We start from the raw sequence: 23,019 nt of genomic DNA, 5'->3' as shown, positions 1-23,019 counted from the left end.
CGATCTGGTTAGCCCACGTATTCCGGTTTCATGTCGTCCAAGGTGATGCGGAACTTGTCATACAGTTCATCACCGAGGTGGCGGCGCGATGAGGTCAAGGTGCTTTCTGCCTTCGCGAATAATGCTTCTGCTTCCGGATCCCCCGGGTTAGGGAGTGAATTTATGGCGGCCTCAACTTTGTTCTTCGCATCAACAAGGTAGTAGCGTTTCACCGCCTTACTCTTCAGTTCGGTATACAAAGCAGTACCCAGCAGAGCTTTCTGTGATTCGATGTCTGCACGAATGGCTTTGGCCTGGTCCACTGAGTCAGCTGTATCAATCCGGTCTCGGAGTTCGTCAGCAACAGAGTCGACGTTAGATGCAGGCTCTTGCGCGCTGGTGGTCGTTTCAACATCAGAGGTGATTTCCTTCATACTCATGCGTTGAACAGGCTCTGGATTGATAACTTTCTCTTCGCGATAGGCAAGATCATCAGCATCCTGAAAACCCATGATTGCGGCAGGGCAGTAGATACGAGACCAGTATTTTGTCGCGAGATAAGCAATCTGCTGCTTAGGATTAGTTGCCCAAAGTGGCGAGTTTCGAATTACCACGCTTGAAAGATAAACGGGTTCACACCAAGTAATCTCAGTTTCACCTTTAATTACCGCCCCAGCCCGCACATACAAGCCTTCTTCATCTTCATCACTCCAGGCTCGTATACGTTCTGTCTTTTCGTAATTGCCGTTTCTTCCGGATTTTGTAGTTGTAACTTCTTTCGAGCGGGTGCATTTAGACCAGTCACCCTCGTATTCATAATGAAAACGCCCGCGGATGGCTCCCGTACTGCTGAGGATTGCGCTGATGAGCTGGGCTTCGTACCCGATTTTTCCACCTACAAAGAACGTTTTTTGTGCGACAGCGTAAGGGTTCATTCCCCATTGCATTGACTGCATAACGATTGCCATGCAGTCGGCAGGTTTGCCTGCGAGATGATCCGGGATCGCAATGCTGGCCGCAGACATTAGTTCTGCAAACGCCGTTAACTGGCTCAGTGCCTGAACGTTAAAAATGGAGTTGTTTGCAGATATATTGTTTGGCACTTGCTGTTCAGATGTGATGATGTTTGTGTTTTCCATAGTCATATCCCCTTATGCCTGTACGCGCAGCGCTTCGAGGCGGCGCACATCAAAATCGTTGAGTTCTTCGGCGTAATCCTCAGTGATTGGCGCCGGCCATTCGCCAGTGTCGAAACCGTTCGCGATGGCACGCATTGCTTTGCGATATTCCAGCATGCCGAGTTCCAGCAGTTCTCCGGATGCCTCGATGATGGCGATCCAGTGGTAGTTCTCGTCTTTGTTGACGAATATCCAGAAGAACTGGTCAAGGGCTGCGGTTTCGCAGTACATAGCCGCGCTCAGGTGGTAATCTCGCTCGATGATTTCCCTGTGCAATTTGGCACGCAGGCCTTCCTGCTTGATGTTCCACATGCTGATGGTTTTAAGGTCCGCACCGATGCGCAGGCCGCCCATGTCTATCTCAAGGTCAGGACGCACACGAACTTCCAGCCCGGTTTCCTCATCAATGCCGAAATAACTCACCTCGACGGCACGGCTCGGGTGCGTCAATAACTTGCCGGCGGTCGGGTGATTCAACAGCGCTTTCTGAATGGCCAGTGCTGTAGCCAGCTGCTGGCGGGTAACCAGCACTTTTCCTTCAGGGTTCTCGCGCCATGCATCCAGCAGCTCATCGGCAAATACGGCATCCGGCTTAACCGATTTCACGGCCTGAATCAGATCCGCCTTGGTACCTGATACTTTCAGCGGCTGCGCCTTCTGCGCTTCCTGAGCAACCATGTCAGGATTGATAATCGCCAGCTGTTCCAGTAAGGCATCGCGGCCACCGCTGGTTTTCACCTGGGCAGGCAGGGTGGCGTTGTATTCTTTGATGCAGGCTTTCATTGCTGGCGCGGTAAAGTTTTTATCGTCACCAACGATTCGCTTGAACTCGTCAGGTAATTCCAGATACGCAATGCCAATTGCATCTTTGTCGCCGCCCAGCGGTACAGGAGCGGGCAGGGTGGCGTTGTATTCCTCCAGGAATCTCTTGATGTCATCTGCGCTGAGCAAAACCGGAAGCCCGTTGTTGTATTCGTCGATAAACGCGCGGATCGTCGCCGTCGTGGTGAAGGCGCCTTCCGGGATTTCCGGCTCGATGCTGAATTCTTTTTCCAGCTGATCAGGCTGCAGCGCCAGTGCATGCACCAGATTGCCCATATCCAGAACAGGGGAGCGTACCTTCTGGATGGTCTTGGATACGTGGCGCGCCTCGAAATACATCAGCGATACCCGGGCATCTTTAACCATCGTGGAGCTGATGCCGTTAGCGGCGTGGTAGACCTCATTTGGCACGCCTTCATATCGACCAGGCTCGAAATACTCCGGCCATGCTGGCGCTATTTGTTCAGCCTCTTCCTCATCATCACTGTGAGCACTCTCGGAAACCTGGCTATTCAGCACTGCCGCTGTGAGATCCGGGCAGCGTTCAGCCAGTATTTCGCTCATGTTCACGGCAGTTGTTTGCGCAGGAGGTTCATCAGCGCCTTCGCCTGTTGATACCGAACTATCAATTTCGTTTTTGACTGACTGATCCGCTTCCATCTGCACATTGCTGGTGGTTCCTTCTTCGGTGGCATTAGTAGCCGGTGAAGTCATAAGGCCTTCAATTGAAAACATTCCGCCGCCGAGACTGGCAATTTCCGGGGCTCGGGGTTTGGTCAGGTCTTCAGTTATCCACTTCGGATCCGAGGGGTCACTGATGCCTTCGACATATTCACCACGTTCGGCGGCCAGAACCTGATTAGCGTCAGGACGTTTCTTTTGAGCTTCTTTCACCAGTTCGGTGCCAATTACCTGAAAGTCAGTGGAGAGATTTTCCAGGTCAGGCACACCTTCATCTCCATCGATAGCCTTTTTCACAGCGTCCAGAGTGACGGCGGCAGATGAAACATGACCAGCTTTTTCAAGCGTCTCAGCAGAAGGGGCGTCATGCTTATGCTCGGTCAGGTTCGCATTGATATAGGTCTGCAGACTTACCGGGAAATGATGAATATCGCTGGTGGCGCCACGAATAAGGGCAAAAATGGCTGCGCGGGAATAATCCAGGATGCCTGCGACCTTGCGCAGCGCTACAGACCATTCCTTGAACGGACTTTCTTTCTTCTGGACGATCTCTTTGGCCCGGCGGTGAATTGATGCCGGGAAATTGTAGATATCGAAATCCATTGGCATTGTGGCCAGGGCTATTTCTACATCGAGCGTATCAAGGGTATGGGTGTAGTCAGGATTGCGATCGGTTTTATTACCGCCGCCAGCATTAGTTCCTGCATCGGTTTTCAAAACCGAAGAAATGCAGTTACCGGCAGCCCATTCCCTGGTGAGAATGCCGCGGTCGATCGCGTTCGTGGCGAACCACAGCTTTGCAAACTGGATACGCTTGCCGAGCTCATGCCGTTTCCCTTCCGGGAAGACTTTTTTATTGGCGCTGGTGAATTTCCAGAGCGCCTGCATATCGTATTTTTTGATTTCAGGGACATTCTCGGCGGCCAGAATCAGGTCCTGGACGGCCGCATTATCAGTGCCCATTTCAAGAATGGACAGCTCCTGCCGGTGAGGCATGCTGATATGATAAACGTGACGTTCTTCGGCCATATACTGCGCCAACAGCTGAGCGCGAAAGGGGAGTTCGGCCACGTTAAAAAGCGCGCTGGAATCGTCCTGGTATTCATCACTACCGAAAGTTTCCACGGTCTCACCTTGTGCCTCGTCGCCAGTAGTATTGGCATCAACCAGCTCGCCACTAACGGCTCCGGCATCATCGATGTGATGATCCGCAGGCGCCTGACCGGGTTTCAGAGCCCAGGTGCGACTATCGTCGCCGAGCTGGTAGCGTTCGCACCATGAGTAATCGAGAACACCTTCCGCCGGCAGGTCATTGAATACCGGGAAATCGGTGCGAATTGGTTTTTGATAGTCTTTGCCGCGGCCTGTTTCGATCCCAGCGTCTTCCAGATCGACGTCCAGCTGTAGAAGGGCGCGAGCTTCTGATTTATTAGTTCGCCAGATTACGGCATCAGCTTTACCCGATTTTTGAGTCGCTTTTATCAGATAAAAATATTCCATGTGATAGCCTCTATTTTGGATGTAGAATCCCCCGGGCCATTGGTAGCGCCCATTCAGGGTGGTCATTGGTTTTGGTAATTTCCGGTGTAACTTTGGTCGGTGGCACCGGACGTACAGCCCGCTTCGGCGGGTTTACGTTAGCCCTCGTGAGCCATCTGGTCGTGAGAGGCGCAACGTTCAGAGCAATACTCTTTATCTTTCCGTGCGAGCTGGTTTCCCTGGAGGTACAACAGGGTGCTCACCACTGGTTTTCCCTCGATTGCTTTACGGCAGTAACCGCATTTCTTCTGCATTCCTCCCCCTACATTTGCACCGTGAATCCGGCCGGATGCTCGTCCAGTACGCCTTTCAGCGGATAACATTCAGCTTTAACGTGTTGCTCTTCTGCAGCTGCCTTGCAGTCATTCTCAGTGTCGTAAACGCCGAGCAGGACATCCTGATTACCGCCCGTCAGCATGCTGACGGTGAGGACCAGGGCAAACATCGTGCTCATGAAGGGTCTCCTTTTTGCGCGAGCATGTAGCACACCCGGCGGATGAAAGCTGACAGCGGACTTAAACGAACAGCCTGCTGACGAGCGGGTTTGCGTGCGAAATCATTCATAGAAACAATCCCCTCAGTGCGCAGAAAAGCGCGATCCAGATGAAGAGCCCAATTACTGCTGAAATGACCAGGGCTCTGATACCGTGCTTGCTCATTCCAATTCCTCATTTATGCCTGTCTTTTAACCACTTCAGGCTCGGTGGTATGCTGGTAGTTCTCACACAGCCAGCAAGGAAATAAAAATGTCAAAACTGACAACGATGAAAGTTGCTTGCCCTGATTGCGGAAGCGAGATGCTCAAGCGTCCCGATGATTTCGACTTTGAGACAAATTTTGTTGGCGTCAGTTGTGCCAACTGTGGTCGAGAAATCACTAAGGACGATGTCGTTAAGCAAGGGACGGATGTTGTCAAAAAGCAGGTTGACGACATCCTCAGGGATGCCTTCAAGGGAACGGGCTGGAAGCTCAAGTAACCCCAGTAGTTCCTCGACCTGATTGATTACTTCCGTGGCGTCTATTTCGAGTTCAATAGGCGCCACCTTTACCTTACTCATCTCACCCTCATTGCCTTGTCGCCGGCCAGCGGAACGTTTATCGGAGCAACGCAGCGCGTTGTTGATGTAGTGAGTTTAATCATTGCTAAACTATTCTGTAAAGTAAAAAGTAAACTTTTGTGCGTAAAAAATTGAAGCCTTCAGATCCTGAGGCCCAAATGAAGGAAGGGGTTGTGAAAAAACCAAAGCCCGCCTTTGACGAGATTTGGTTTGGGAGGCGTGAGCGTTAACTGCGTGAAGCCAGTAACTCTTTGAAAAGTTCGTTGAATTTATTGAACTTAGATTCAAATTCAATTAGCGCTTCTTTCTTTGCGGAGTCAGGGAATCCACGAAAAAAAGTAATGAGCTTAAGTTCTTCTTCACTCAACACAAGACTTGGCGGTGTGCTTTGGGAGTCAGAGGTGTCTGAGTCAAGGAAGCCTGAGGGCATTCCGTAATCTCTTTCTAACCTTCTTGCCGCTCTTTCGCCAAAGGAACTGCGGCCATTTATCAATTGAGATAAATAGCTTTTCTCTTTCTCTGGAAGCGACTTTTCTGAGAACCATTCCTTAAGTCGCCTGCGTCTAATTTCCTGTGTCGTCATAGAAAGCATTTTGATTAGTAATTTATAAACAAGCAAATACTTGACGTTTTGGTTTAGTGTTTTATAAACTCACCGTAATCACATGAGGGAGCCACTATGCAACTTAAAGATTATCTAAACATGAAACGAGGCAGCTCCAAGGCCTTGGCTACAAAGCTCGAGGTATCGACTTCTTATCTTTCACAAATGGCATCTGGGATTGCTGCCATATCCCCATCTCGCGCCATACAAATAGAACAGCTTACGGAAGGCGCTGTTACCAGAGCAGATTGTTTCCCAGATGATTGGGAAACAATCTGGCCTGAGTTTATACCTCCTACAACTCCCCTAACTAACAGCTCCGAGCTTAATGGGGATTAACCATGCAAACACTTCCCTTTCAACAAAATACCGGATTCAGCACCGGCGCTCTGATAAAGCGAAATCAGCTGAGAGAGTCAGATCACGACGGTATTCGCTCTGCCGTTCGCGCCTGGGCAGCAGCTGAAGGGCAGGACGTTGTCTCGGCATACATCATCGATGAGTGGCGACAGCAGGGCGGCGAGGAGATCGCGTTTCCTGATGACATCAGCCGAGCCAGACAAAAGCTTTTTCGCTACCTGGACAACCCGGCCGAGTCTGAACGTTATCGCGAGTACGTTCGCCTTCTTACCCCGGCAATCATGACCGTTCTTCCGCTGGAGTTTCGCCATCGCCTGATGCCCGAAGACAATTTTATGTCCCGTCTGGCTCGTCTGGAAAAAGAAACCAGCGAAGCAAAGATTGCCGTTGCTGTGGGGGCTCCACGCCATCAGAAGCTGAAAGAACTGAGCGAGGGAATTGTCGAGATGTTCCGGATAGACCCTGAGTTAACGGCGCCGCTGATGGCCATTGTCACTTCAATGCTAGGAGTGACGTGATGCTGGAACTCAGAAAGGTGAAAGCCGCGGTGCTGCAACACCTACGGCTTTCGTTGCGAATTAACTGGATCAATTCACAGGGGAAATTATGAACACTCACCAACTGAATATCAATAACGGGGGCGCCCATGGCTAAAAATTCTATCGACGCATACGGCGCCAGCGGCAAAAGCAATGTTCTTTTTTTCGAACCGGAAAGTTTGCATCTGGTTACCGATACAACACACCCGCTGTACGACGAACGAGTACACCTACCGCTTAATGAAGCTGTGATCCTCAACATCATGGAGCTTGGGGTACTCGAACCGATTATCGTGTGGAAGGACCCAGAGACAGGGAAAACCTGCGTGGTTGCAGGTCGGCAGCGCGTAAAGAACGCTATGGAAGCAAACGCCAGGAGAAAGCGGGCAGGGCTGGAACCCTGGCCGGTACCCGGTATAGCTAAGCGCGGCTCGGCAATTCAAATGGCCAAATACATGGTCAGCGAAAACGAGATCACGCAACCAGATACCCCACTGGGCCGGGCAAAAAAAATGGTTCAGCAGATGGAATACGGTCATGACGAAAATGACATTGCCCTGCTTTTTGGCTGCAGCGTAAAAACGGTCCAGGCAACCGTGGCTCTACTGGATGCTACGCAGGCCGTCCAGGCGGCGGTTGAGGCTGGAAAAGTCACTGTCACTCAAGCGCGTCAGCTGGTCGATATGCCACCGGAAAAGCAGCGGGAAACGGTCAAACAGTTAGAGGCAGCGGCAGAGGGTGTAACTGGCCACGAGAAAGCTCGCCGTCAGCGCGCTGTCCTTGGCGACACAAAGCCGCGTCTCAAATCCCGTAAGGAAATCACCCAGCAACTTCAAACCGCCAGTGGCGAATACGCTGAGGCTTTGCGGTGGGTGCTTGGTGATGAAAACACACCAGTTTAAGCAACAACGGGGTCTCTATGCGTGATTACGGCAAGGTGCATACATCATTTTGGATAAGCGATGGAATGCGCCGGGTATCGGATGATGCCAGGTTGCTGGCGCTGTACCTGCTCACCGGGCAACACACAAACATGATCGGGTGTTTCCGACTGCCTGATGGATACGTTTCGGAAGACCTTGCCTGGACTCCTGAAAGGGTTTCGAAAGGGTTTGATGAGCTATCGGCTAACGGTTTCGCAACGCGTGATTCGTCATCGAAATGGGTGCTAATTCGTAACTTTCTGACCTGGAATTCAGTTGAAAACCCAAACCAGGGAATTGCAGCACTTCGTTTGTTTGATCAGGTCCCGGACAAATCTACGGTGAAGCCAGAGCTGGCGCGGGTTTTAGCCTCGGCAATATCCCACATTGGTATCGCAAAACTAAAGGGTTCCGAAAGGGTTCTCGAACCGTTCCTTAACCAGGAACAGGATCAGGAGCAGGAACAGGATCAGGAGGAAGATAGTTCGGGGCATGGCTCCGCCACACCCCCTGACGATCAGAACCAGGACGAAGGCGATAAACCTGAACCTCAAAAAATATACCCGAATGAGTTCGAGCAGGTCTGGTCGGTTTATCCCAGGCGGGCAGGGGGTAACAGCAAATCCGATGCCTTCAAAGCCTGGAATGCCCGAATCAGGGATGGAACCACTACGGCGGAAATCCTCGCAGGTGTGGAGCGTTACGCGGCTTTCGTTAAAGCCGAGGGAATCCTGAACACGCAGTACGTGAAACAGGCGAAAACGTTTTTTGGTCCCGGTATGCATTTCAGCGAACCGTGGGCGATTCAGCAGGCGCTAGGAACTCGAGATCCCAATCAGATTTCGGAACCTGACAAAACCATCCCCGCGGGATTCAGGGGGTAGCGATGAAAAACTTTGTTCGTACCGGGAATGCACTGGAGCGATTTAAAAAACTCATTCCCCCTGGCGTTCAGCCTAAATTCGGCAGCGTTGATGAATGGCGTGCCTGGCAAGCCGAAGAAGGCCGTAAGCGCTGTGAGGAACTGGAAAAACAAAACCAGCGCGCACGTGCAGAGAAAATCTTTGGACGTGCAGGAATTCAGGATCTGCACCGCGGCTGCACATTCGCGAACTATCAGGTTGAGTCGGATGGCCAGCGTCGGGCGCTCTCGATGGCGAAAAGTTATGCGCAGCATTTCGGCTCTGGGTTTGCGAGTTTCGTATTCAGCGGAGCACCGGGCACCGGGAAAAACCATCTGGCGGCAGCAATCGGAAATCACCTGCTGGCTGGTGGCCGCTCTGTGCTGGTGGTAACCATTCCGGATCTCATGCTGCGTGTTCGGGAATGTTATGACGGCGGGCAGTCAGAGGCGTCCTTGCTGGACGATTTGTGCCATGTGGACCTGCTTATTCTGGATGAGGTGGGTATTCAGCGCGGAAGCAGCGGTGAAAAAGTCATCCTGAATCAGGTTATCGATCGCCGGCTGTCCTCCATGCGACCTGTCGGCATCCTAACCAACCTGAACTATGAATCGCTGAAGGAAACACTGGGTATGCGGATCCTTGACCGTCTCCAGATGGACGGCGGTATGTGGGTGAATTTTGAATGGGACAGCTATCGCAAAAACGTGCGCCATTTGCGTGTCGTTAAGTGAGGTATGTATGGCTAGAGCATTGTCAGCAGTTGAGCGCAGAGAGTACGTCCGCGCAGTGATTCGGATCACCAGACATCAGGGGCGACTCACGACCGCCGAGGCAATGAAAAAACTGGGGCTGAGCCGCGCTACTGTCCAGCGGTATTTTTCCGAAGCAGAAGCGACTGGCGAGGTTATCCGGCATGGTCGTTTGGGGCTTTTCCGCGATCAGCGGGCCGTCATCGACTTTGACATGAAGCGCTTTGGCCTGGTGCCGAAAGTTGCTGTTGGGATGAATTACAGCCTGCTTGGTTGCCCCGTATTCCAGCGTTTCCTCGATATTCAGGAAGTCATTTTTACCTGTACGCCTGCATCGTCATCCCGGGAGGCCGTATGACAATCGTAAAAACCCATACCGGCACCGTGATCACCAAAGACGGTCCGCAGGTAAAAAAACTGCACCAGACAGAGCGAATGTGGGTCGTCGGCAAAAATGAGTTTTACCACAAAGAAACCGGGCGCCGTCACTTTGCAGAAAATACGCGCCGCCGATTGCTGCTCGACACCATCAAGCCTATCGGGGTGAAGCATGTTTAAACAGAACGAAAAATGTATCGCTCAAATTGCTGAGTATATCCCGCGCGCCTGCCGGGGTATGCAGCTGCAGGAGGCCAAAGCGCGCCTGGAGAAAAAAATCGCGCTCTATACCGATGACGGCTGTGATGTTGCCGTTCTTAATGCGGCCTTTGCGCCAGCTCTTAACAGTCATACGCGGGAGTCTTTTTTTTCGAGCATCGCAGCTGCATGAGGGGGCCAAATGAGCAACTCACTGCAAATTCTCTGCATTAAAGATACAGAGGGATACTGGACTGAAGGTGAAATGTATCCGTCACTGCCAGAGATGACGGGCTTTTTCAAACCCAATGCAGGCGATTGAAAATTAACCAGTAAACTGGGTTGGCGTGACGGGGGGACGAGCGTGAGCGGCTGCTTTTTGAGAAAGATGGCCCATCAGGAACCTAGATGGCTTTGCTCTGGTAAGGTGGAAGTTATATGATAAGCAAAAATGATCAAAAAAGGCGCTGTCAATGGGTTTAGGATTAAAAGACGCTATTGAACAAACTGCTGAGCATCATCAGCGAGACACGAATAAATTGTCTTTACCGGATAACTATTGGCATCCGGGCTTTATCACTGTTTTGGCTGCCTACGTTAATCATCATAGGATTACTGAAAATAATTGCACGTTTACCCGTCCTGGTTACATGCAAGCTATCAACATGCATGGCGCTCTTTGGGGGGAAGATCAGTACCAACAGGAACGTCTAAGAGTTGGTACTAATTATAGCTTAGTCACCGCATTGAATAATGTTGAAGCTGTAGACATAGCAACGGGCAGTATCAACAGCTGTGTTAGACAATTAGCGTTTCCAGGTAAAGGGAGAACTGATTATCCCAAAGGCCTTACTGATCTGACGCATGTTATCGGAGAGTTGCACGACAACGTATGGTCACATGGAAAATCTACAGGATTTTCTTTTGCTCAACGCTCTGCAGTTCCTCTTACGCAAAGAAAAGAGCATTATTTGGAGTTTTCCCTTGCAGACTATGGCTTGGGCTTTCTGAAGGAACTCCGTCGCGCAGGTATAAGCGGCATCTTATCGCATAAGGATGCAATCGCTTGGTGTATACAAAAAGGGCACTCTTCTAAGCATGCTGATCTGCAGGATGACTGGGCCCAGCAGTTACCCCAAGATTTTATGGGGGGAAGTATGTTTGGTAGTGGCGTTGCCGTAAAAGAAAAAGAGAATAATCATCAAGGGCTTGGCCTTTATCACTTGATGAAATTGGTAAAAACTTACAATGGAGAATTGCAACTGGCTACAGGAAATGTATGCTTAGAGGCAATCGGTGATGAAGTGACCTACACTCAATTGAAAAGTGAGTGGCCTGGAGTGGCTATTTCTTGTCGTTTTAAGATTCATGAACTAGCTGTTGATAAAGATAATGAAGAAAATGATCCTCAGCTTATGGAAATCATGCAGGCGTTAGGAGGAGAGTGATGAACAGAATCGCATACAAGTTACCCGAGGGTGACCTGGCTTCGCGCAATCAGGCTATTCCTCAACGGCATCAGATTGAAGTGTTAATCAAAAGTGGCAACGCAGTTGATCTGGATTTGAGCGGCGTATACTCGATTTCTGAGTCCTACTCAGATGAAATCTTTGGAGTGTTGGTGGTTAAATTTGGTGTTACAAAGATACTTAACCAGGTTAAAGTTCGTAACGCTTCCCCTTCAATCCTGAAGAGCATTGCTAAAGTTATCCAGCGCCGTAGTAACGAAGTTGCAACAAAGAAGGCTCAGTCTGTTGGATTTAATGGTGTATGTGCAGCTTGTTAACCACATTATGATAAAAAAGGCGCCCTACTTGGGCGCTTTTTTTATATCAATCAATGCCTAAAGAGTAAGTGTCAAACTTTATCATCTCTTCACCAATACGTATCTTCAGCTCTTGCATCCGCTTTTACAAGGGCATTAATTCGTTGGCCTTTTCAACGCCTCCAAGGCCGCCGGTATGAATGGGAATGATGCCCAGTATTTGCGGCAGTGCGCGGTACGCTGCCGTCATGTCATCGCGGCTCACGTTTTTGATATTCAGAAACTCTTCCTTGGCCGCTACTTCTGACTGCGGAATGATCTGGAGACTGTCCTTTTTGCCGTTGGGCGAATATATAAACAGGTTGCGGAAGTTGCTTGGGCCAAGGCCACTTTTCATGGACTAGCAGATATTGTTTACGCCCCCCAGCTCTGCGCTGCGTCGGTCATGTACATCATAAAGCCCCTTCGTCGGGTTTTTTATTATGGAAAAACATCAATCTAAACATAAGCATGGTGTTGGCAAAAAGTGCGGCAGAGGGGTTGAACATTTCATGTAACCGGTATGCTGTTTATTTATACAGTATCCGTGAGAGGTGCTAACCATGAAAGTTGAAGTCACAATTGATAAACATAAAAAAATCCCTGATGGCGCCATACCTGTGCTTGAGCAAGAATTGCTGCGCCGCTTGTCCCAGTCTCATGATGACTGCAAATTAACCATTCGACGCACAAGCAACGATGGTCTTAGCGTTTTGGGCGGGGCTGATGGCGATAAAAAACGTGTAGAGCAAATCCTGCAAGAGACGTGGGAAAGCGCGGACGACTGGTTTTACTGATTCACCTTTTGGTGGCTGGCATTTCCCAAAGCATCGCAATAAGCGTGTCCCTTTGATGCTGTCGCCGGACTATATTTTTTGCGTCTGTATGTCGCTCAGGGGGATGAAGTGGATCTCGATATCGCCGAAGTGGTGGACATTATCAGGCAGGGCGGGAAGTTTTTAATTTCGAGTGATGGAGGGAAAATTACCGGACTCGAAAAGGTAAGAAAAAGTCAGTTTTTGCTAACGATTGAAGAGTTTAAAGAGCTAGCTAAAGAAGCTGGCTGCATTGACGAAACCGAGAGTAAGCTGCAATAATTTACCTGCCGCCTGAACAACGGCAACGGAGCATCTCAGCGCCACGGAGTGAAAACCATGGCGCAACAATTACACCTGATAAAACAGACCCAAGGTATACTGATCCCTGCCACGCAGGAGACCAGCGATTTCTTGCAATCAAAATGCAAGCTCGGCTCCGTTCTGGAGGCCGACTTTAAACTTGTCCGTAATCCGGCGTTTCATCGCCGTTACTTTGCTTTACTCAATCTCGGCTTTGAATATTGGGAACCTACCGGCGGGGCGATTTCGTCTAATGAGCGCAGGCTTATCACAGGTTACGCCAAATACCTTGCTGCATATGGCGGGAGTGAATCGGCGTTACTTGATGCCGCCGGGCAATATCTCGACCAAATAGCCGAGAAGCGATCTGGCTCTATCAGTATTTGCAAATCCTTCGATGCTTACCGGGCGTGGGTCATTGTAGAAGCAGGCCACTATGACGCCATACAGCTGCCGGACGGTACGCTGAAAAAACACCCTCGCAGCATTTCTTTCGCCAGCATGGACGAATGCGAATTCCAGGAACTGTACAAAGCATCGCTCGATGTTCTCTGGCGATGGATCCTCTCTCGTTCGTTCAACAGCCTGCAGGAAGCTGAGAACGCCGCAAACCAGCTTTTAAGCTTTTCGGGGTGATGCCGATGAAACGCTCATGGTTTCACCATCTCGAATGCACAACGCAGCAGGCCGAAGAATTGGTAGCGAGATATCGTCAGCGGGGCGTAAAGGTCGAACGAAGCTTAAACCCTGACTTTATGACATGGACCGTCAGCGCGCAGCTGGTGGAGGACAAATATCCGCCGCGGCCAGACTCTCGCTGGCGCAACAGGATGTGGGGGTGAGTATGGCGAATCTTCGCAAAGCGGCCCGAGGCCGCGAATGCACAGTACGGATCCCCGGGTATTGCAATGGCAATCCGGAAACCAGCGTACTGGCGCACTACCGCCTGGCGGGTACCTGCGGAACTGGATGCAAGCCGGACGATACACAGGGTGCTATAGCCTGCAGTGCTTGCCACGATCTCATTGATGGCAGAAAGAGAACCACCGATTACACCCGCGACGAACTGCGCCTGATGCATGCGGAAGGCGTAATCAGAACATTGGCTATATGGAAAAAAGAGGGGTTACTGAAAGTATGAAACTCGAAGCATCCTTAAAACATTTCAGCCCTCAGGGTATGCACATCAGCGACGATGTGAAAAGCACATCACCTGACCATCTCAACGGTACGGATGTTATGGCTGGTATTGGGGTGACAAGCAGCAGGGCAAGGTTCGGACTGGCAGCGTTCTTTGGAAAGACTGGCATCAGCAAGACAGATGAGCAGTTGGCCGTCCAGGCGCTAGCACGGTATGCGATTGAAACCGCACCGAAGAACGTACGCAAAACAGCGGGTAAAGAGCTGGGGCGCTGCTGCCTGATTTTAGCGCAGTTTGCTTTTGCGGAGTATTCCCGGTCCGCGCAAACAACGGGAGTCTGCAAGGTATGCAGTGGCACCGGAAAGATTGAAACCACTACCACGGAACGCAAAGTTTCTAATCCGTGGGGCAAAGCACCATATTGGGCTAAAAAATCCCGTGCTGTCCGTCCTTCCGACTGGGATAAGTGGACTGAAGTAACAGCCAGCATAAGCGCTAAATGTGAAGCCTGTGACGGTAAGGGGAAAGTAAACGCTCGCTGCCGCTGTGGTGGTTCTGGCCGGATTCTGGATCGCAAAGCGACAAAAGAGCAGGGAGCACCGGTATATAAAATCTGTGAGCGCTGTTCGGGGAATGGCTTTTCAACGATGCCGTCTACTGCTGCTTATAAAGCGATTCTGACGCTTATCCCAGACCTGCACATCAGAACATGGACACGCAACTGGAAACCTTTCTGCGATGCGCTGGTGGACCTGTGCTGGAAGGAAGAGGAGAGGGCAGATAAAGAGTTTCAACGAGCAACAGCTGATTGAGTAAATGGGCGCATTATTTTGCATTTTAAACGCACAATGCTTGATTTTGTCCGAAGTTGTCGTGTATATTTTAAATCGTGGAATAAAACGCCTGAACGAAAACATTCATATAAACCCTGCTACTGCAGGGTTTTATGTTTTTGAAAACAAATGCCTGAAATCGGCTATAAAGTGTGATCTGAATCAAAATGTCATGCGCCAAACTTAAGGAATATTAAGGAACTGTAAATATTCTTTATAAGTGATGGCTTTATGGCGTTAAAAGATATTTTTGTGCGAACCGAACCTCGCAGACGGCATTATGGTGTTGCATTGTTTATCGGGCTTATTTCTGGGGTGGTTTCAGCATTTGTTAAATGGGGTGCTGAAGTACCATTACCACCGCGTAGTCCTGTCGATATGTTTACCAGTGCCTGTGGACCAGAGTCATTAATTCGAGCTGCCGGGCAGATTGATTGTTCCAGAAACTTCCTTAACCCTCCTTATATTTTTCTGCGTGATTGGTTAGGGTTGGCCGATCCAAATGCGGCTGTCTATACCTTCGCCGGACATGTGTTTAACTGGGTAGGCGTAACACATATCATATTCTCCATCGTGTTCGCGGTTGGGTATTGTGTCGTTGCTGAGGTGTTTCCAAAAATTAAGCTGTGGCAGGGTTTGCTTGCTGGTGCACTCGCACAACTGTTTGTCCATATGATTTCGTTTCCGCTTATGGGCCTAACCCCACCGTTGTTCGAACTACCATGGTATGAAAACGTTTCTGAAATATTTGGACACCTGGTGTGGTTCTGGTCCATTGAGATAATTCGCCGGGATCTGAGAAACAGAATTACGCACGAACCTGATGCTGAGGTTTCTCTGAACTCAGCATTTAGATAATCCAAACTGCGAAGTCAGAAACCCGCATAAAATGCGGGTTTTTTATGCCTGAGATTAGGCGCTCTTCAATAGCAATGTTCGCTGCGAAGGTAGCAGTTTCAAATGCGACTTTCGAAGAGAGTGTATTGACGTAAGCTATGTTTGCAACATAACGTATTGATGTGGTGAATCCCCCTGTGCGGAGGGGCGACCAGTCAGTTACAGAAACCTGTAAATGCAGCGCGGGCCATGCCGACTGGGGCATGCTCACCGGGAGGCACCCGGCACCACACTGCCACTAAACATATTTAAGATTCATGTTGGGTTTACTGTTTACAGTTACCCTTCTATGTTTAAAGAACGTAACGGTAAAAACAAATGCATCCTGGTAAATCGGTAGCTCGGACAATCAGGCGCGCTCTTACCGTTGCTCCTTGAAATGCCAACTTCAGCCCGCCTCTCTCAGCGGGCTTCTTTTTGCTCGTAACCAGCTAAAAGAAAAATCAAAAAAAGCTATACCTTCATCTGGCTGGCGAAGGGGTAAACACTAAGATGTGAATCCTCAGAGCGAGCCATGATGACTGACCGAAGAATTACCTGTCGTTATCTGGCACCCCACATGCAGCATAACCCCTTAAGGCCTTCCATTACGGTAGGCCTGCTGTCTTCTGGGGCCCTGCACGTCAAAAGTTCAGTCTGTAGGCCTATACCAGTCTTGGCGGAATTTAGCTAACGGACTCACTTTTCTAATCAATACGGGCACAGCAGTGGATGCTTTACCGATACTATGATTACGTAAAGCCTAAGCTAGAGGGAGTTTGTCTTGAGTGAAAATCTTACTGCAGTGGGGGCACATCAGCGCAGAACCTTTTTGGACTCGGGTGTAACTATGTTCTGATTGGTTGATACAGTTAGGGCAGGTACATTTGATGAGGTAGTTGCGATTGTTTTTTGAGTTTTTGCGTTGTTGCATATGACATTTCCTGATGAATGGTCCGCAACCATACACTATCCACTGATACATAGCTCGTATTGAATTTCCCAACCACCTCGCACAGGTGGTTTTTTTCTTTCAGGTACCCGGAATCACCATTGATGAGTATTCCTCCCGCCGGTCCTGATCCTTATCAAACTCACAGCACCCCGTTAACCCGGAGGTGAACCTATGGCAAAGCATATGCAAGACAAAGAGAGCATGGCCGGAATCACCTGGCTGGCTCTGCTGATCATTGCTGGTTGGGGCGGCCTTGTCCGATTCCTGATGGATGTAAAGCAGGGCAAAGCAAAATGGAGCTGGATAAATGCTTTTGCGCAGATTGTGGTTTCGGCTTTTACCGGGGTTATTGGTGGGCTCATCAGCATTGAAGGTGGCCTGAGTATTTACATGATACTGGCCACTGCCGGTATCAGTGGTGCTATGGGTTCCGTAGCGCTCACGTATTTCTGGGAACGAATCACCGGAGTGAAAGCACAATGACAGCAGACCAGACTATCGAGGGGATCCTCGGCAAAGAGGGTGGTTATGTCGATCATCCGTCGGATAAAGGCGGGCCGACCCGCTGGGGCATCACGCAGACCACAGCTCGAGCACATGGTTACACCGGTGATATGAGAAACCTGCCCAGGGAAACAGCAAAGCAAATTCTGCTCAGCGATTACTGGACCGGCCCCCGATTCGATCAGGTGGCAAGTTTATCTACGTTACTGGCAGATGAGCTTTGCGACACTGGCGTGAACATGGGGCCATCGGTTGCAAGTAAGTTTTTCCAGCGCTGGCTCACTGCCCTTAACATGCGTGGGAAGTTGTATCCCGATCTGATCCCGGATGGCGCCATTGGCCCCCGAACCATCACTGCGCTTAAGGGATATCTTTCAGCCCGCGGGAAAGAGGGGGAACAGGTTCTGTTACGTGCGCTGAACTGCAGCCAGGGCGCCAGATACCTCGAACTGGCGGAGGGCCGCGAAGCCAACGAGGATTTCCTCTACGGCTGGGTTAAGGAGCGCGTGCTATGAAGATGATCATCTTCGCTTTGCTCGTGGTGGTGGCTGTGCTCGTTCTGTTACTGCTGCGCAAATATACCCGGCTGGAGTTCGTTGCCCATGCCAGCCTGCTGCTGAAAACGTGGTCTGTAAAGCTGGGGGCTATCGGCGCGCTGGTTGGTGTGTGGGCGCAGTCGTTCCCGGATGCTGCGCTGCACGCCTGGGCGATGCTGCCGCCGGATATCAAAAACATTCTGCCTCCAAACATTGTTGCGTTGATTAGCCCTGCGCTGGTGGTGCTGGCGGTGCTTTCGCAATACGTACGCCAGCCAGCATTGAAAGCTAAGGCCGAAGAACTGAAGGAGCCGCAGCAGTGAGCTTCGAAATTATTGCTGGGCTGGTGGTCGTCATCCTGGGCGCTATAGCTGGCGCGTTCGGTATTGGTCATGCTCGCGGTACCCGTAAGGCAGAAGCCAAAGCCGATCTGCAGCGTACCGAAGAGAATGCCGCCGCCACCGTCGCCGCGGCAGAACGTAAGGCGGAAGTTGTGAAAGGGGCCATTGATGTACAGCAGACTGTTAGCCATATGCCTGATAACAATGTTGATCGGGAGCTGCGCGAGCACTTCACCCGCCCCGGTAGTCGTTGATACGGCGTGCAACTGGGTGAGGGTCATCTACTTGACCGACCACGATATCGACGTGCTGGATATGCAGACCAAGCGCGACATTCTGGCGCACAACAAAGCAGTGCAAGCCAACTGCCGTAGCATTACCTCTGCTCATTGAGTTAAATAAATGGCTTCATCCTTGAGGTCCACGGGTAAGTAAACGCAAGGTCTTTTATGTAATTTATCAGAGATAACACGGTTGGGCGCACTATTTATGGGGTTAGGAGCTCACCTGTGGAAATGGTGATTCCGGTAAATCCTCTCCTGTGTTTTGCTCATTGTGCGAGGGGCAGATACTCATAATCGAATGCCAAAAGGCTTTTATAAGAAAACCATTAAGGCTTGATGAACTCACCTTTGAATAGAACTACTTACGATACATTCCTCATATATTCGAAGGATATAACATCTCTCAGGTATCCTGCTTCTGGATGCTGGGAATGTGTACCGCTGGTGGGCTGGATTCTTGTAGCCTTTGCCCAGCAGCTTCAGGTGATAAAAAACCCCGTGGAGTAAATCCGACAAATTGACGGGGCGCTGCAGGGGCAGCCAATGTCGGAGTTTAGTCAGATTTCGAGGTGTTTTTCTACTGGTTTTGAGAAAAAATGGATGGTCTGACACTATAGGAAGTGGCTCATCCCTGAGCTCACGGGTAGAACAGTGGACTTTGTCATGGCAGAGCAAAGTCATAAGTTAGTTTAGATAACATTTCGGATATAACAAGCGTAGCGAGTGTATGCTTCATGGATTGTACGTCTGTAACTTTCATAATATTTCTACCATTTCAAAATTAAGATATTAGGTAAAACCTTAGGGAATTTAGAGGGTAAGAGAAGCTGTGAACAAAAAAATCTCCTCGCGAAGCAATGTTTTTCACTTTAACGAAATATATTGTTTGCAATGTGGGTTTTTTAGTTCATTATGTATGCTACATTGAGTTCTTATAAAATGAGCTGCTAATTATGACTGAGTGCAAACTTCCACAACTTCCAAAGTATTATCGATATGGTACTGAACAAATTAACAAGTTGCCTGGGAGTGGGGATGTTTTTCCTCCTGCGGGTAGTATAATAAAGTCAGTAAGTTTAAATGAAGGTGTATTTGTTTGTGTTCCAGTGCAGCGTTATATACACGGGTTGAATATTTGGGTTGTAGTTGAATCTTCTTGATAATGATTTTTGTTTGGTAAGAGTGATTTTTCGTTGGTTTGGTGGTTTCTATTTATTATAAATTCGCTGTTGGAATTTAAAATTAGCATCATTGCAATGCTTTCAAACACCGTAGAAGGATTATGATGCTAGTGCAAAATAATATTTATAATAATTCAGAGTCATATGCTATTCTTTTGTTTAGTATGTGGCCTGTCCTTATTGTACTTCTTGTCGTGATATCTTGCGCCTTTTACGGTGTATTGATGCATAAAACTGCAATTTGTTGTTTTCTGTCAGCTATGTTCCTTGGTGTCGCAGGCTGGTTTTATGGATGATCACCATTAGCTCTAATATGAGTCACTTTTTAGTATAAAGTCAGGGTGTCATTACTTTACCTGGCTTGTAGCGTTGGTTCCCTAAAGTTTGACGATAAAAGGCCCTGTTAATACAGGGCCTTTCTGTATGTATTATTTATCAAAGAGGTAAGACATGTCAGAGATCACCGCATCTGAGCAAATCCGCCTGGATATTATCAAGAAAGTGAATTACGACACTGCAGCGGCGAAGTTAGCCATTGACTGGGTAGGCGACAGCTATCTGAAGTCTGAGCTATTCGCTGACTCTTTCGATCGTGTTTTCACGGAAAGTGAGATTGTCTCGAAGACCCGTAAGGCAATCCAGGAAGCGACCGAAGCGCTGGCGCTGTTTGATACTGCCGCTGAGCAGGTCAGCTAAGGCATTACAGCAGGCGTTCATAGAGTGCCTGTGATAATGACCATCAGACAAATCGTCTGAGCTGACAGTTCAATCAATCACCAATTACCAGTTACACGGGGTAACTGACATCATTGTCTGTTTATCCCGGTGAATTTTGAAATACTCACTACTCTCATAACGTCTCTGCCTGCCAACACCAGAACGGCAGAGGTCAGTTAGCCGTATAGATGAACCTCTCCCGGGTGGCTCCTGAGAGATTCTTTATACGCTAGCTGGTAGTAACTAAAGGCCGCATATTTTTGCGGCCTTTTTCATCATTTGTAAAATGAAAGCCCTCAGGCGATTAACGATGCTCAGGACCATGGAAGTGATCTCCACCATGTCCGCCTCCATGGGGACCAGGGGGAAGGATACATCCTGAAAGTGACAGCGCACCACAGATCACAAAAACAGCAAGCATAATTCTTTTCATAATAACTCCTGAACTAAAGAGCCTTAATTCCAAAACATAAAAGTGAATATTTTATGGAGAATCAGTAATTCCTTTTTCTCCCTCACGTTAAATAGGAATAATCCATGGCAAAACCGGACTGGGGCGAGCTTCAGCAACGGTTCCTGTCCGATCATGCCGCAACCGGCGTATCACCGAAGGATTGGTGTGAAGCGCAGGGACTGAATTACGCTACCGCCCGCCGATACATCAAGAAACCTACTGCGCAAAAACCTGCGCAGAAGAAACTGCGCACTGCGCAAAAGGAAAAGTGCGCAGAAGAGTTGGTGGATGATGATGGCCTCACCGATCAACAACGTTCATTTGTCGCGGAATACCTGAAGGACAACAACGCCACACAGGCCGCTATCCGTGCCGGGTACAGCAAGAAGACAGCGAATGAACAGGGAGCAAGGCTGTTAGCAAAAGTTAGTATTGCGCAGGCCATTGCGCAGCAGCAGAAAGCATCCATTGTGCGCACGCTCGGAAGCGCTGATGAAGTGCTTGAGCAGATGTGGCGCCTGGCAACGTTCGACGCCAACCAGCTATCACAGTATCGCCGCGGGAGTTGCCGTTACTGCTGGGGCTTCGGTCACCAGTATCAATGGCGTGACGCTGTTGAGTACGAAGAGAAACGCCTCGAAGCGCTTGAGCGAAAACGTCGCGAGCCCGTCGATGTTGGTGGTTACGGTTACGACCACACCAGCGCACCTAACCCGGAATGCCCCCGCTGCAATGGTGATGGTGTAGGCCAGCCTTTCTTCGCCGATACGCGTAAGCTGGCGCCGGATGCTGCGCTTGCCTATTCCGGTGTGAAGCTTGGGAAGAATGGCGTAGAGATTACCGCTATTAGTCGCGAGCGAATGTACGAGGCGGTGATGAAACGGCTCGGCCTGGCTGATAGCGAGTTCGCCCAGCGTCTGCAACTGATTGAAATTGAGCGCCGGCAGCTGGAGGTCGAAAAATTACGCAAAGAGCTGGCTGCTGATCCGGAGGATGACGAACCAACGCCAGTTGCAATCAATATCAACGTAGTCGATGCACGAGTGAGGGAAGAGGATGGCGATAGCACCGACGCTTAACATCCCTCAGGCCAAATTTCTTGCGATGCAGTACAAGTTTAAGGCCTACGTCGCCGGCTTCGGTTCCGGTAAGACGTGGGTCGGTTGTGGTGGCATCTGCAAAGGGATGTGGGAACACCCCAAAATCAACCAGGGTTACTTTGCGCCAACGTATCCGCAGATCCGAGACATCTTTTATCCCACTGTTGAGGAGGTGGCCCACGACTGGGGGCTGAATGTCAAAATCAACGAGGGGAACAAAGAGGTTCACTTCTACGCCGGGCGCCAGTATCGCGGCACGACGATCTGCCGCTCGATGGAGAAACCACAAACCATCGTTGGTTTTAAAATCGGTAATGCGCTGATTGATGAGCTGGACGTAATGCCCGCCAAAAAGGCGCAGTTAGCCTGGCGAAAAATCATTGCCCGTATGCGTTACAACGTAGCCGGTCTTCGTAACGGGATCGACGTCACCACGACACCAGAAGGCTTTAAATTCGTTTATCAGCAGTTCGCAAAGGCTGTACGCGATAAGCCTTCGCTCTCAACGCTGTACGGCCTGGTGCAGGCCTCGACGTTCGACAACGAAAAGAATCTGCCGCCGGACTATATCCCGTCGCTGATGGAGTCATACCCGCCGGAGCTGATCAAGGCTTATCTCCGTGGCCAGTTCACCAACCTTACCAGCGGGACGATTTACCATCAGTTTGACCGTAAGCTGAATAACTGCCTGGAAGAAGAGCAACCCGGTGAGCCCCTGTATATCGGTATGGATTTCAACGTCGGGAAGATGGCCGGGGTTGTTCATGTGTTACGTCTGGGGCTTCCGTTTGCGGTTAATGAAATCGTTAAGGCTTACGACACCCCTGACATGATCCGCATCATCAAAGAACGGTTCTGGCTGTACGACGGCAACGATTATCGCAAGGTACGGGAAATCTATATTTACCCGGACGCTTCCGGCGATTCCCGTAAATCCAGCAATGCCAGCGCCACGGATATCGCTCAGCTTAAGCAGGCTGGCTTCAATGTGGTTGTTAATGCATCAAACCCGCCAGTGAAAGACCGCATCAACGCGATGAATGCCATGTTCTGCAATGGTAACGGTGAACGTCGCTACAAAGTGAATGTAAAGCGATGCCCGGTGTACACCGAGTCGCTTGAGCAACAGGTTTGGGGCGAAAACGGTGAGCCGGATAAAACGGCGGATAACGATCATCCCAACGATGCCGGTGGGTATTTCATTGTGAAGCAATTCCCGATTATCAAACCGACTGGAAAAGTCACCCAACTGCGGATGTAAA

Annotated in this window: 32 protein-coding genes and 1 pseudogene; 26 read left to right on the top strand and 7 right to left on the bottom strand. The window is 49.8% G+C overall.

Going from position 1 to position 23,019, the window contains the following annotated elements; genetic code table 11:
* Positions 1 to 8: 8 nt before the first annotated feature.
* From R0140_RS16310 to R0140_RS16295, 4 genes are all read right to left on the bottom strand, one after another.
* Positions 9 to 1,118 carry a RecT family recombinase gene (locus R0140_RS16310; protein ID WP_049153082.1) on the bottom strand — a complete coding sequence of 370 codons (1,110 nt, stop codon included), beginning with the start codon at positions 1,116 to 1,118 and terminating at the stop codon, positions 9 to 11.
* Between the two features lie 12 nt (positions 1,119 to 1,130).
* Positions 1,131 to 4,160, bottom strand: coding sequence for a RecE family exodeoxyribonuclease (locus R0140_RS16305; RefSeq protein WP_317703863.1), 3,030 nt, complete (start codon positions 4,158 to 4,160; stop codon positions 1,131 to 1,133).
* Positions 4,161 to 4,297: 137 nt separating this feature from the next.
* Positions 4,298 to 4,453: a YdaE family protein gene (locus R0140_RS16300; RefSeq protein ID WP_072042630.1), complete on the bottom strand. Its 156-nt coding sequence runs from the start codon at positions 4,451 to 4,453 to the stop codon at positions 4,298 to 4,300.
* An 8-nt stretch (positions 4,454 to 4,461) separates the two neighbouring features.
* Positions 4,462 to 4,653: a YdfD/YebW family protein gene (locus tag R0140_RS16295; RefSeq protein WP_004179600.1), complete on the bottom strand. Its 192-nt coding sequence runs from the start codon at positions 4,651 to 4,653 to the stop codon at positions 4,462 to 4,464.
* 292 nt (positions 4,654 to 4,945) lie between these two features.
* On the opposite strand from R0140_RS16295, the gene R0140_RS16290 reads away from it, so the two are divergent.
* A complete protein-coding gene (locus R0140_RS16290; protein ID WP_156838936.1) occupies positions 4,946 to 5,176 on the top strand; it encodes an ECs_2282 family putative zinc-binding protein in 231 nt (76 codons plus the stop codon).
* 307 nt (positions 5,177 to 5,483) lie between these two features.
* Here R0140_RS16290 and R0140_RS16285 read toward each other — a convergent pair whose 3' ends face one another.
* Positions 5,484 to 5,840 (bottom strand): hypothetical protein, encoded by a 357-nt coding sequence (locus tag R0140_RS16285; RefSeq protein WP_071836339.1) that lies wholly within the window; start codon positions 5,838 to 5,840, stop codon positions 5,484 to 5,486.
* 96 nt (positions 5,841 to 5,936) lie between these two features.
* Between R0140_RS16285 and R0140_RS16280 the strand changes: the two genes are divergently transcribed.
* The 10 genes from R0140_RS16280 (at position 5,937) to R0140_RS16235 (ending at position 11,699) form a co-directional block, all read left to right on the top strand.
* Entirely contained in the window at positions 5,937 to 6,200 is a 264-nt protein-coding gene (locus R0140_RS16280; protein ID WP_071784508.1) for a transcriptional regulator, read from the top strand.
* A 2-nt stretch (positions 6,201 to 6,202) separates the two neighbouring features.
* Positions 6,203 to 6,739, top strand: a complete 537-nt coding sequence (locus tag R0140_RS16275; protein ID WP_049152615.1) for a toxin YdaT domain-containing protein — start codon at positions 6,203 to 6,205, stop codon at positions 6,737 to 6,739.
* 128 nt (positions 6,740 to 6,867) lie between these two features.
* On the top strand, positions 6,868 to 7,662 hold the full coding sequence (locus tag R0140_RS16270; RefSeq protein WP_039104307.1) for a ParB/RepB/Spo0J family partition protein: 795 nt from the start codon (positions 6,868 to 6,870) through the stop codon (positions 7,660 to 7,662).
* Between the two features lie 17 nt (positions 7,663 to 7,679).
* The gene (locus R0140_RS16265) at positions 7,680 to 8,567 is read left to right on the top strand and encodes a hypothetical protein (RefSeq protein WP_317703862.1); all 888 of its coding nucleotides are present in this window, start codon (positions 7,680 to 7,682) and stop codon (positions 8,565 to 8,567) included.
* Positions 8,568 to 8,569: 2 nt separating this feature from the next.
* A complete protein-coding gene (locus tag R0140_RS16260; RefSeq protein WP_022631183.1) occupies positions 8,570 to 9,319 on the top strand; it encodes an ATP-binding protein in 750 nt (249 codons plus the stop codon).
* 7 nt (positions 9,320 to 9,326) lie between these two features.
* Positions 9,327 to 9,695 carry a DUF977 family protein gene (locus tag R0140_RS16255; RefSeq protein WP_101969834.1) on the top strand — a complete coding sequence of 123 codons (369 nt, stop codon included), beginning with the start codon at positions 9,327 to 9,329 and terminating at the stop codon, positions 9,693 to 9,695.
* Positions 9,692 to 9,895 (top strand): hypothetical protein, encoded by a 204-nt coding sequence (locus R0140_RS16250; protein ID WP_040975867.1) that lies wholly within the window; start codon positions 9,692 to 9,694, stop codon positions 9,893 to 9,895. The genes R0140_RS16255 and R0140_RS16250 overlap by 4 nt, the downstream gene beginning before the upstream one ends.
* Entirely contained in the window at positions 9,888 to 10,106 is a 219-nt protein-coding gene (locus R0140_RS16245) for a hypothetical protein (protein WP_130950760.1), read from the top strand. The genes R0140_RS16250 and R0140_RS16245 overlap by 8 nt, the downstream gene beginning before the upstream one ends.
* Before the next feature lie 280 nt (positions 10,107 to 10,386).
* A complete protein-coding gene (locus tag R0140_RS16240; protein WP_038807810.1) occupies positions 10,387 to 11,361 on the top strand; it encodes a hypothetical protein in 975 nt (324 codons plus the stop codon).
* Positions 11,361 to 11,699 carry an STAS-like domain-containing protein gene (locus R0140_RS16235; protein WP_032735917.1) on the top strand — a complete coding sequence of 113 codons (339 nt, stop codon included), beginning with the start codon at positions 11,361 to 11,363 and terminating at the stop codon, positions 11,697 to 11,699. Before R0140_RS16240 ends, R0140_RS16235 begins: the two co-directional genes overlap by 1 nt.
* A 46-nt stretch (positions 11,700 to 11,745) precedes the next feature.
* On the opposite strand, the pseudogene R0140_RS16230 reads toward R0140_RS16235, so the two are convergent.
* A pseudogene (locus tag R0140_RS16230) lies at positions 11,746 to 12,140 on the bottom strand (hypothetical protein); the annotation flags it as partial.
* A gap of 140 nt (positions 12,141 to 12,280) precedes the next feature.
* On the opposite strand from R0140_RS16230, the gene R0140_RS16225 reads away from it, so the two are divergent.
* From R0140_RS16225 to R0140_RS16195, 7 genes are all read left to right on the top strand, one after another.
* Positions 12,281 to 12,514 carry a DinI family protein gene (locus R0140_RS16225; protein ID WP_317703861.1) on the top strand — a complete coding sequence of 78 codons (234 nt, stop codon included), beginning with the start codon at positions 12,281 to 12,283 and terminating at the stop codon, positions 12,512 to 12,514.
* A gap of 108 nt (positions 12,515 to 12,622) precedes the next feature.
* Complete coding sequence (locus tag R0140_RS16220) at positions 12,623 to 12,814, top strand: hypothetical protein (RefSeq protein WP_225386523.1); 192 nt, start codon at positions 12,623 to 12,625, stop codon at positions 12,812 to 12,814.
* Between the two features lie 57 nt (positions 12,815 to 12,871).
* Positions 12,872 to 13,471, top strand: coding sequence for a DUF1367 family protein (locus R0140_RS16215; protein ID WP_317703860.1), 600 nt, complete (start codon positions 12,872 to 12,874; stop codon positions 13,469 to 13,471).
* Complete coding sequence (locus R0140_RS16210; protein ID WP_072071535.1) at positions 13,471 to 13,677, top strand: hypothetical protein; 207 nt, start codon at positions 13,471 to 13,473, stop codon at positions 13,675 to 13,677. Before R0140_RS16215 ends, R0140_RS16210 begins: the two co-directional genes overlap by 1 nt.
* Positions 13,678 to 13,679: 2 nt before the next feature.
* Positions 13,680 to 13,976 carry a DUF1364 domain-containing protein gene (locus R0140_RS16205; protein ID WP_048324675.1) on the top strand — a complete coding sequence of 99 codons (297 nt, stop codon included), beginning with the start codon at positions 13,680 to 13,682 and terminating at the stop codon, positions 13,974 to 13,976.
* Positions 13,973 to 14,788, top strand: coding sequence for an antitermination protein (locus R0140_RS16200; protein ID WP_130950764.1), 816 nt, complete (start codon positions 13,973 to 13,975; stop codon positions 14,786 to 14,788). Before R0140_RS16205 ends, R0140_RS16200 begins: the two co-directional genes overlap by 4 nt.
* 252 nt (positions 14,789 to 15,040) lie before the next feature.
* Positions 15,041 to 15,667 (top strand): YagU family protein, encoded by a 627-nt coding sequence (locus tag R0140_RS16195; protein ID WP_038421387.1) that lies wholly within the window; start codon positions 15,041 to 15,043, stop codon positions 15,665 to 15,667.
* A gap of 781 nt (positions 15,668 to 16,448) precedes the next feature.
* Here R0140_RS16195 and R0140_RS16190 read toward each other — a convergent pair.
* A complete protein-coding gene (locus R0140_RS16190) occupies positions 16,449 to 16,619 on the bottom strand; it encodes a YnfU family zinc-binding protein (protein ID WP_004184492.1) in 171 nt (56 codons plus the stop codon).
* 204 nt (positions 16,620 to 16,823) lie between these two features.
* Here R0140_RS16190 and R0140_RS16185 point away from each other — a divergent pair, with 204 nt between their 5' ends.
* From R0140_RS16185 to R0140_RS16150, 8 genes are all read left to right on the top strand, one after another.
* Positions 16,824 to 17,123 (top strand): phage holin family protein, encoded by a 300-nt coding sequence (locus R0140_RS16185; RefSeq protein ID WP_024176410.1) that lies wholly within the window; start codon positions 16,824 to 16,826, stop codon positions 17,121 to 17,123.
* Positions 17,120 to 17,659, top strand: a complete 540-nt coding sequence (locus R0140_RS16180) for a glycoside hydrolase family 108 protein (RefSeq protein WP_019704505.1) — start codon at positions 17,120 to 17,122, stop codon at positions 17,657 to 17,659. Before R0140_RS16185 ends, R0140_RS16180 begins: the two co-directional genes overlap by 4 nt.
* Entirely contained in the window at positions 17,656 to 18,003 is a 348-nt protein-coding gene (locus R0140_RS16175; protein ID WP_023322452.1) for a DUF7940 domain-containing protein, read from the top strand. The genes R0140_RS16180 and R0140_RS16175 overlap by 4 nt, the downstream gene beginning before the upstream one ends.
* Positions 18,000 to 18,275: a hypothetical protein gene (locus R0140_RS16170; protein WP_023322453.1), complete on the top strand. Its 276-nt coding sequence runs from the start codon at positions 18,000 to 18,002 to the stop codon at positions 18,273 to 18,275. Before R0140_RS16175 ends, R0140_RS16170 begins: the two co-directional genes overlap by 4 nt.
* Positions 18,226 to 18,414 carry a hypothetical protein gene (locus R0140_RS16165; RefSeq protein ID WP_071787613.1) on the top strand — a complete coding sequence of 63 codons (189 nt, stop codon included), beginning with the start codon at positions 18,226 to 18,228 and terminating at the stop codon, positions 18,412 to 18,414. Before R0140_RS16170 ends, R0140_RS16165 begins: the two co-directional genes overlap by 50 nt.
* A gap of 1,522 nt (positions 18,415 to 19,936) precedes the next feature.
* The gene (locus tag R0140_RS16160) at positions 19,937 to 20,182 is read left to right on the top strand and encodes a DUF2560 family protein (protein WP_004184480.1); all 246 of its coding nucleotides are present in this window, start codon (positions 19,937 to 19,939) and stop codon (positions 20,180 to 20,182) included.
* A gap of 558 nt (positions 20,183 to 20,740) precedes the next feature.
* Entirely contained in the window at positions 20,741 to 21,736 is a 996-nt protein-coding gene (locus tag R0140_RS16155) for a terminase small subunit (protein WP_038421381.1), read from the top strand.
* A complete protein-coding gene (locus R0140_RS16150) occupies positions 21,714 to 23,018 on the top strand; it encodes a terminase large subunit domain-containing protein (RefSeq protein ID WP_317703859.1) in 1,305 nt (434 codons plus the stop codon). The genes R0140_RS16155 and R0140_RS16150 overlap by 23 nt, the downstream gene beginning before the upstream one ends.
* The last annotated feature ends 1 nt before the right edge of the window (position 23,019 follow it).

This window comes from Klebsiella sp. w6 (genome assembly GCF_033100215.1).
GTDB classification, from domain to species: domain Bacteria; phylum Pseudomonadota; class Gammaproteobacteria; order Enterobacterales; family Enterobacteriaceae; genus Klebsiella; species Klebsiella variicola.
Note: the sequence above shows the minus strand (reverse complement) of the source record. Positions and strands in the feature narration are given on the sequence as shown.

Excerpts from the sequence above, each read along its gene's own strand:
- R0140_RS16225 (WP_317703861.1), top strand. The coding sequence starts at position 12,281 with ATGAAAGTTGAAGTCACAATTGATAAACATAAAAAAATCCCTGATGGC.
- R0140_RS16255 (WP_101969834.1), top strand. The coding sequence starts at position 9,327 with ATGGCTAGAGCATTGTCAGCAGTTGAGCGCAGAGAGTACGTCCGCGCA.
- R0140_RS16265 (WP_317703862.1), top strand. The coding sequence starts at position 7,680 with ATGCGTGATTACGGCAAGGTGCATACATCATTTTGGATAAGCGATGGA.
- R0140_RS16280 (WP_071784508.1), top strand. The coding sequence starts at position 5,937 with ATGCAACTTAAAGATTATCTAAACATGAAACGAGGCAGCTCCAAGGCC.
- R0140_RS16175 (WP_023322452.1), top strand. The coding sequence starts at position 17,656 with ATGAAGATGATCATCTTCGCTTTGCTCGTGGTGGTGGCTGTGCTCGTT.
- R0140_RS16165 (WP_071787613.1), top strand. The coding sequence starts at position 18,226 with ATGTTGATCGGGAGCTGCGCGAGCACTTCACCCGCCCCGGTAGTCGTT.
- R0140_RS16180 (WP_019704505.1), top strand. The coding sequence starts at position 17,120 with ATGACAGCAGACCAGACTATCGAGGGGATCCTCGGCAAAGAGGGTGGT.
- R0140_RS16160 (WP_004184480.1), top strand. The coding sequence starts at position 19,937 with ATGTCAGAGATCACCGCATCTGAGCAAATCCGCCTGGATATTATCAAG.
- R0140_RS16300 (WP_072042630.1), bottom strand. The coding sequence starts at position 4,453 with ATGCAGAAGAAATGCGGTTACTGCCGTAAAGCAATCGAGGGAAAACCA.
- R0140_RS16185 (WP_024176410.1), top strand. The coding sequence starts at position 16,824 with ATGCAAGACAAAGAGAGCATGGCCGGAATCACCTGGCTGGCTCTGCTG.
- R0140_RS16275 (WP_049152615.1), top strand. The coding sequence starts at position 6,203 with ATGCAAACACTTCCCTTTCAACAAAATACCGGATTCAGCACCGGCGCT.
- R0140_RS16250 (WP_040975867.1), top strand. The coding sequence starts at position 9,692 with ATGACAATCGTAAAAACCCATACCGGCACCGTGATCACCAAAGACGGT.
- R0140_RS16270 (WP_039104307.1), top strand. The coding sequence starts at position 6,868 with ATGGCTAAAAATTCTATCGACGCATACGGCGCCAGCGGCAAAAGCAAT.
- R0140_RS16310 (WP_049153082.1), bottom strand. The coding sequence starts at position 1,118 with ATGGAAAACACAAACATCATCACATCTGAACAGCAAGTGCCAAACAAT.
- R0140_RS16245 (WP_130950760.1), top strand. The coding sequence starts at position 9,888 with ATGTTTAAACAGAACGAAAAATGTATCGCTCAAATTGCTGAGTATATC.
- R0140_RS16215 (WP_317703860.1), top strand. The coding sequence starts at position 12,872 with ATGGCGCAACAATTACACCTGATAAAACAGACCCAAGGTATACTGATC.
- R0140_RS16240 (WP_038807810.1), top strand. The coding sequence starts at position 10,387 with ATGGGTTTAGGATTAAAAGACGCTATTGAACAAACTGCTGAGCATCAT.
- R0140_RS16210 (WP_072071535.1), top strand. The coding sequence starts at position 13,471 with ATGCCGATGAAACGCTCATGGTTTCACCATCTCGAATGCACAACGCAG.
- R0140_RS16290 (WP_156838936.1), top strand. The coding sequence starts at position 4,946 with ATGTCAAAACTGACAACGATGAAAGTTGCTTGCCCTGATTGCGGAAGC.
- R0140_RS16295 (WP_004179600.1), bottom strand. The coding sequence starts at position 4,653 with ATGAGCACGATGTTTGCCCTGGTCCTCACCGTCAGCATGCTGACGGGC.
- R0140_RS16200 (WP_130950764.1), top strand. The coding sequence starts at position 13,973 with ATGAAACTCGAAGCATCCTTAAAACATTTCAGCCCTCAGGGTATGCAC.
- R0140_RS16285 (WP_071836339.1), bottom strand. The coding sequence starts at position 5,840 with ATGACGACACAGGAAATTAGACGCAGGCGACTTAAGGAATGGTTCTCA.
- R0140_RS16305 (WP_317703863.1), bottom strand. The coding sequence starts at position 4,160 with ATGGAATATTTTTATCTGATAAAAGCGACTCAAAAATCGGGTAAAGCT.
- R0140_RS16150 (WP_317703859.1), top strand. The coding sequence starts at position 21,714 with ATGGCGATAGCACCGACGCTTAACATCCCTCAGGCCAAATTTCTTGCG.
- R0140_RS16190 (WP_004184492.1), bottom strand. The coding sequence starts at position 16,619 with ATGCAACAACGCAAAAACTCAAAAAACAATCGCAACTACCTCATCAAA.
- R0140_RS16195 (WP_038421387.1), top strand. The coding sequence starts at position 15,041 with ATGGCGTTAAAAGATATTTTTGTGCGAACCGAACCTCGCAGACGGCAT.
- R0140_RS16205 (WP_048324675.1), top strand. The coding sequence starts at position 13,680 with ATGGCGAATCTTCGCAAAGCGGCCCGAGGCCGCGAATGCACAGTACGG.
- R0140_RS16235 (WP_032735917.1), top strand. The coding sequence starts at position 11,361 with ATGAACAGAATCGCATACAAGTTACCCGAGGGTGACCTGGCTTCGCGC.
- R0140_RS16260 (WP_022631183.1), top strand. The coding sequence starts at position 8,570 with ATGAAAAACTTTGTTCGTACCGGGAATGCACTGGAGCGATTTAAAAAA.
- R0140_RS16155 (WP_038421381.1), top strand. The coding sequence starts at position 20,741 with ATGGCAAAACCGGACTGGGGCGAGCTTCAGCAACGGTTCCTGTCCGAT.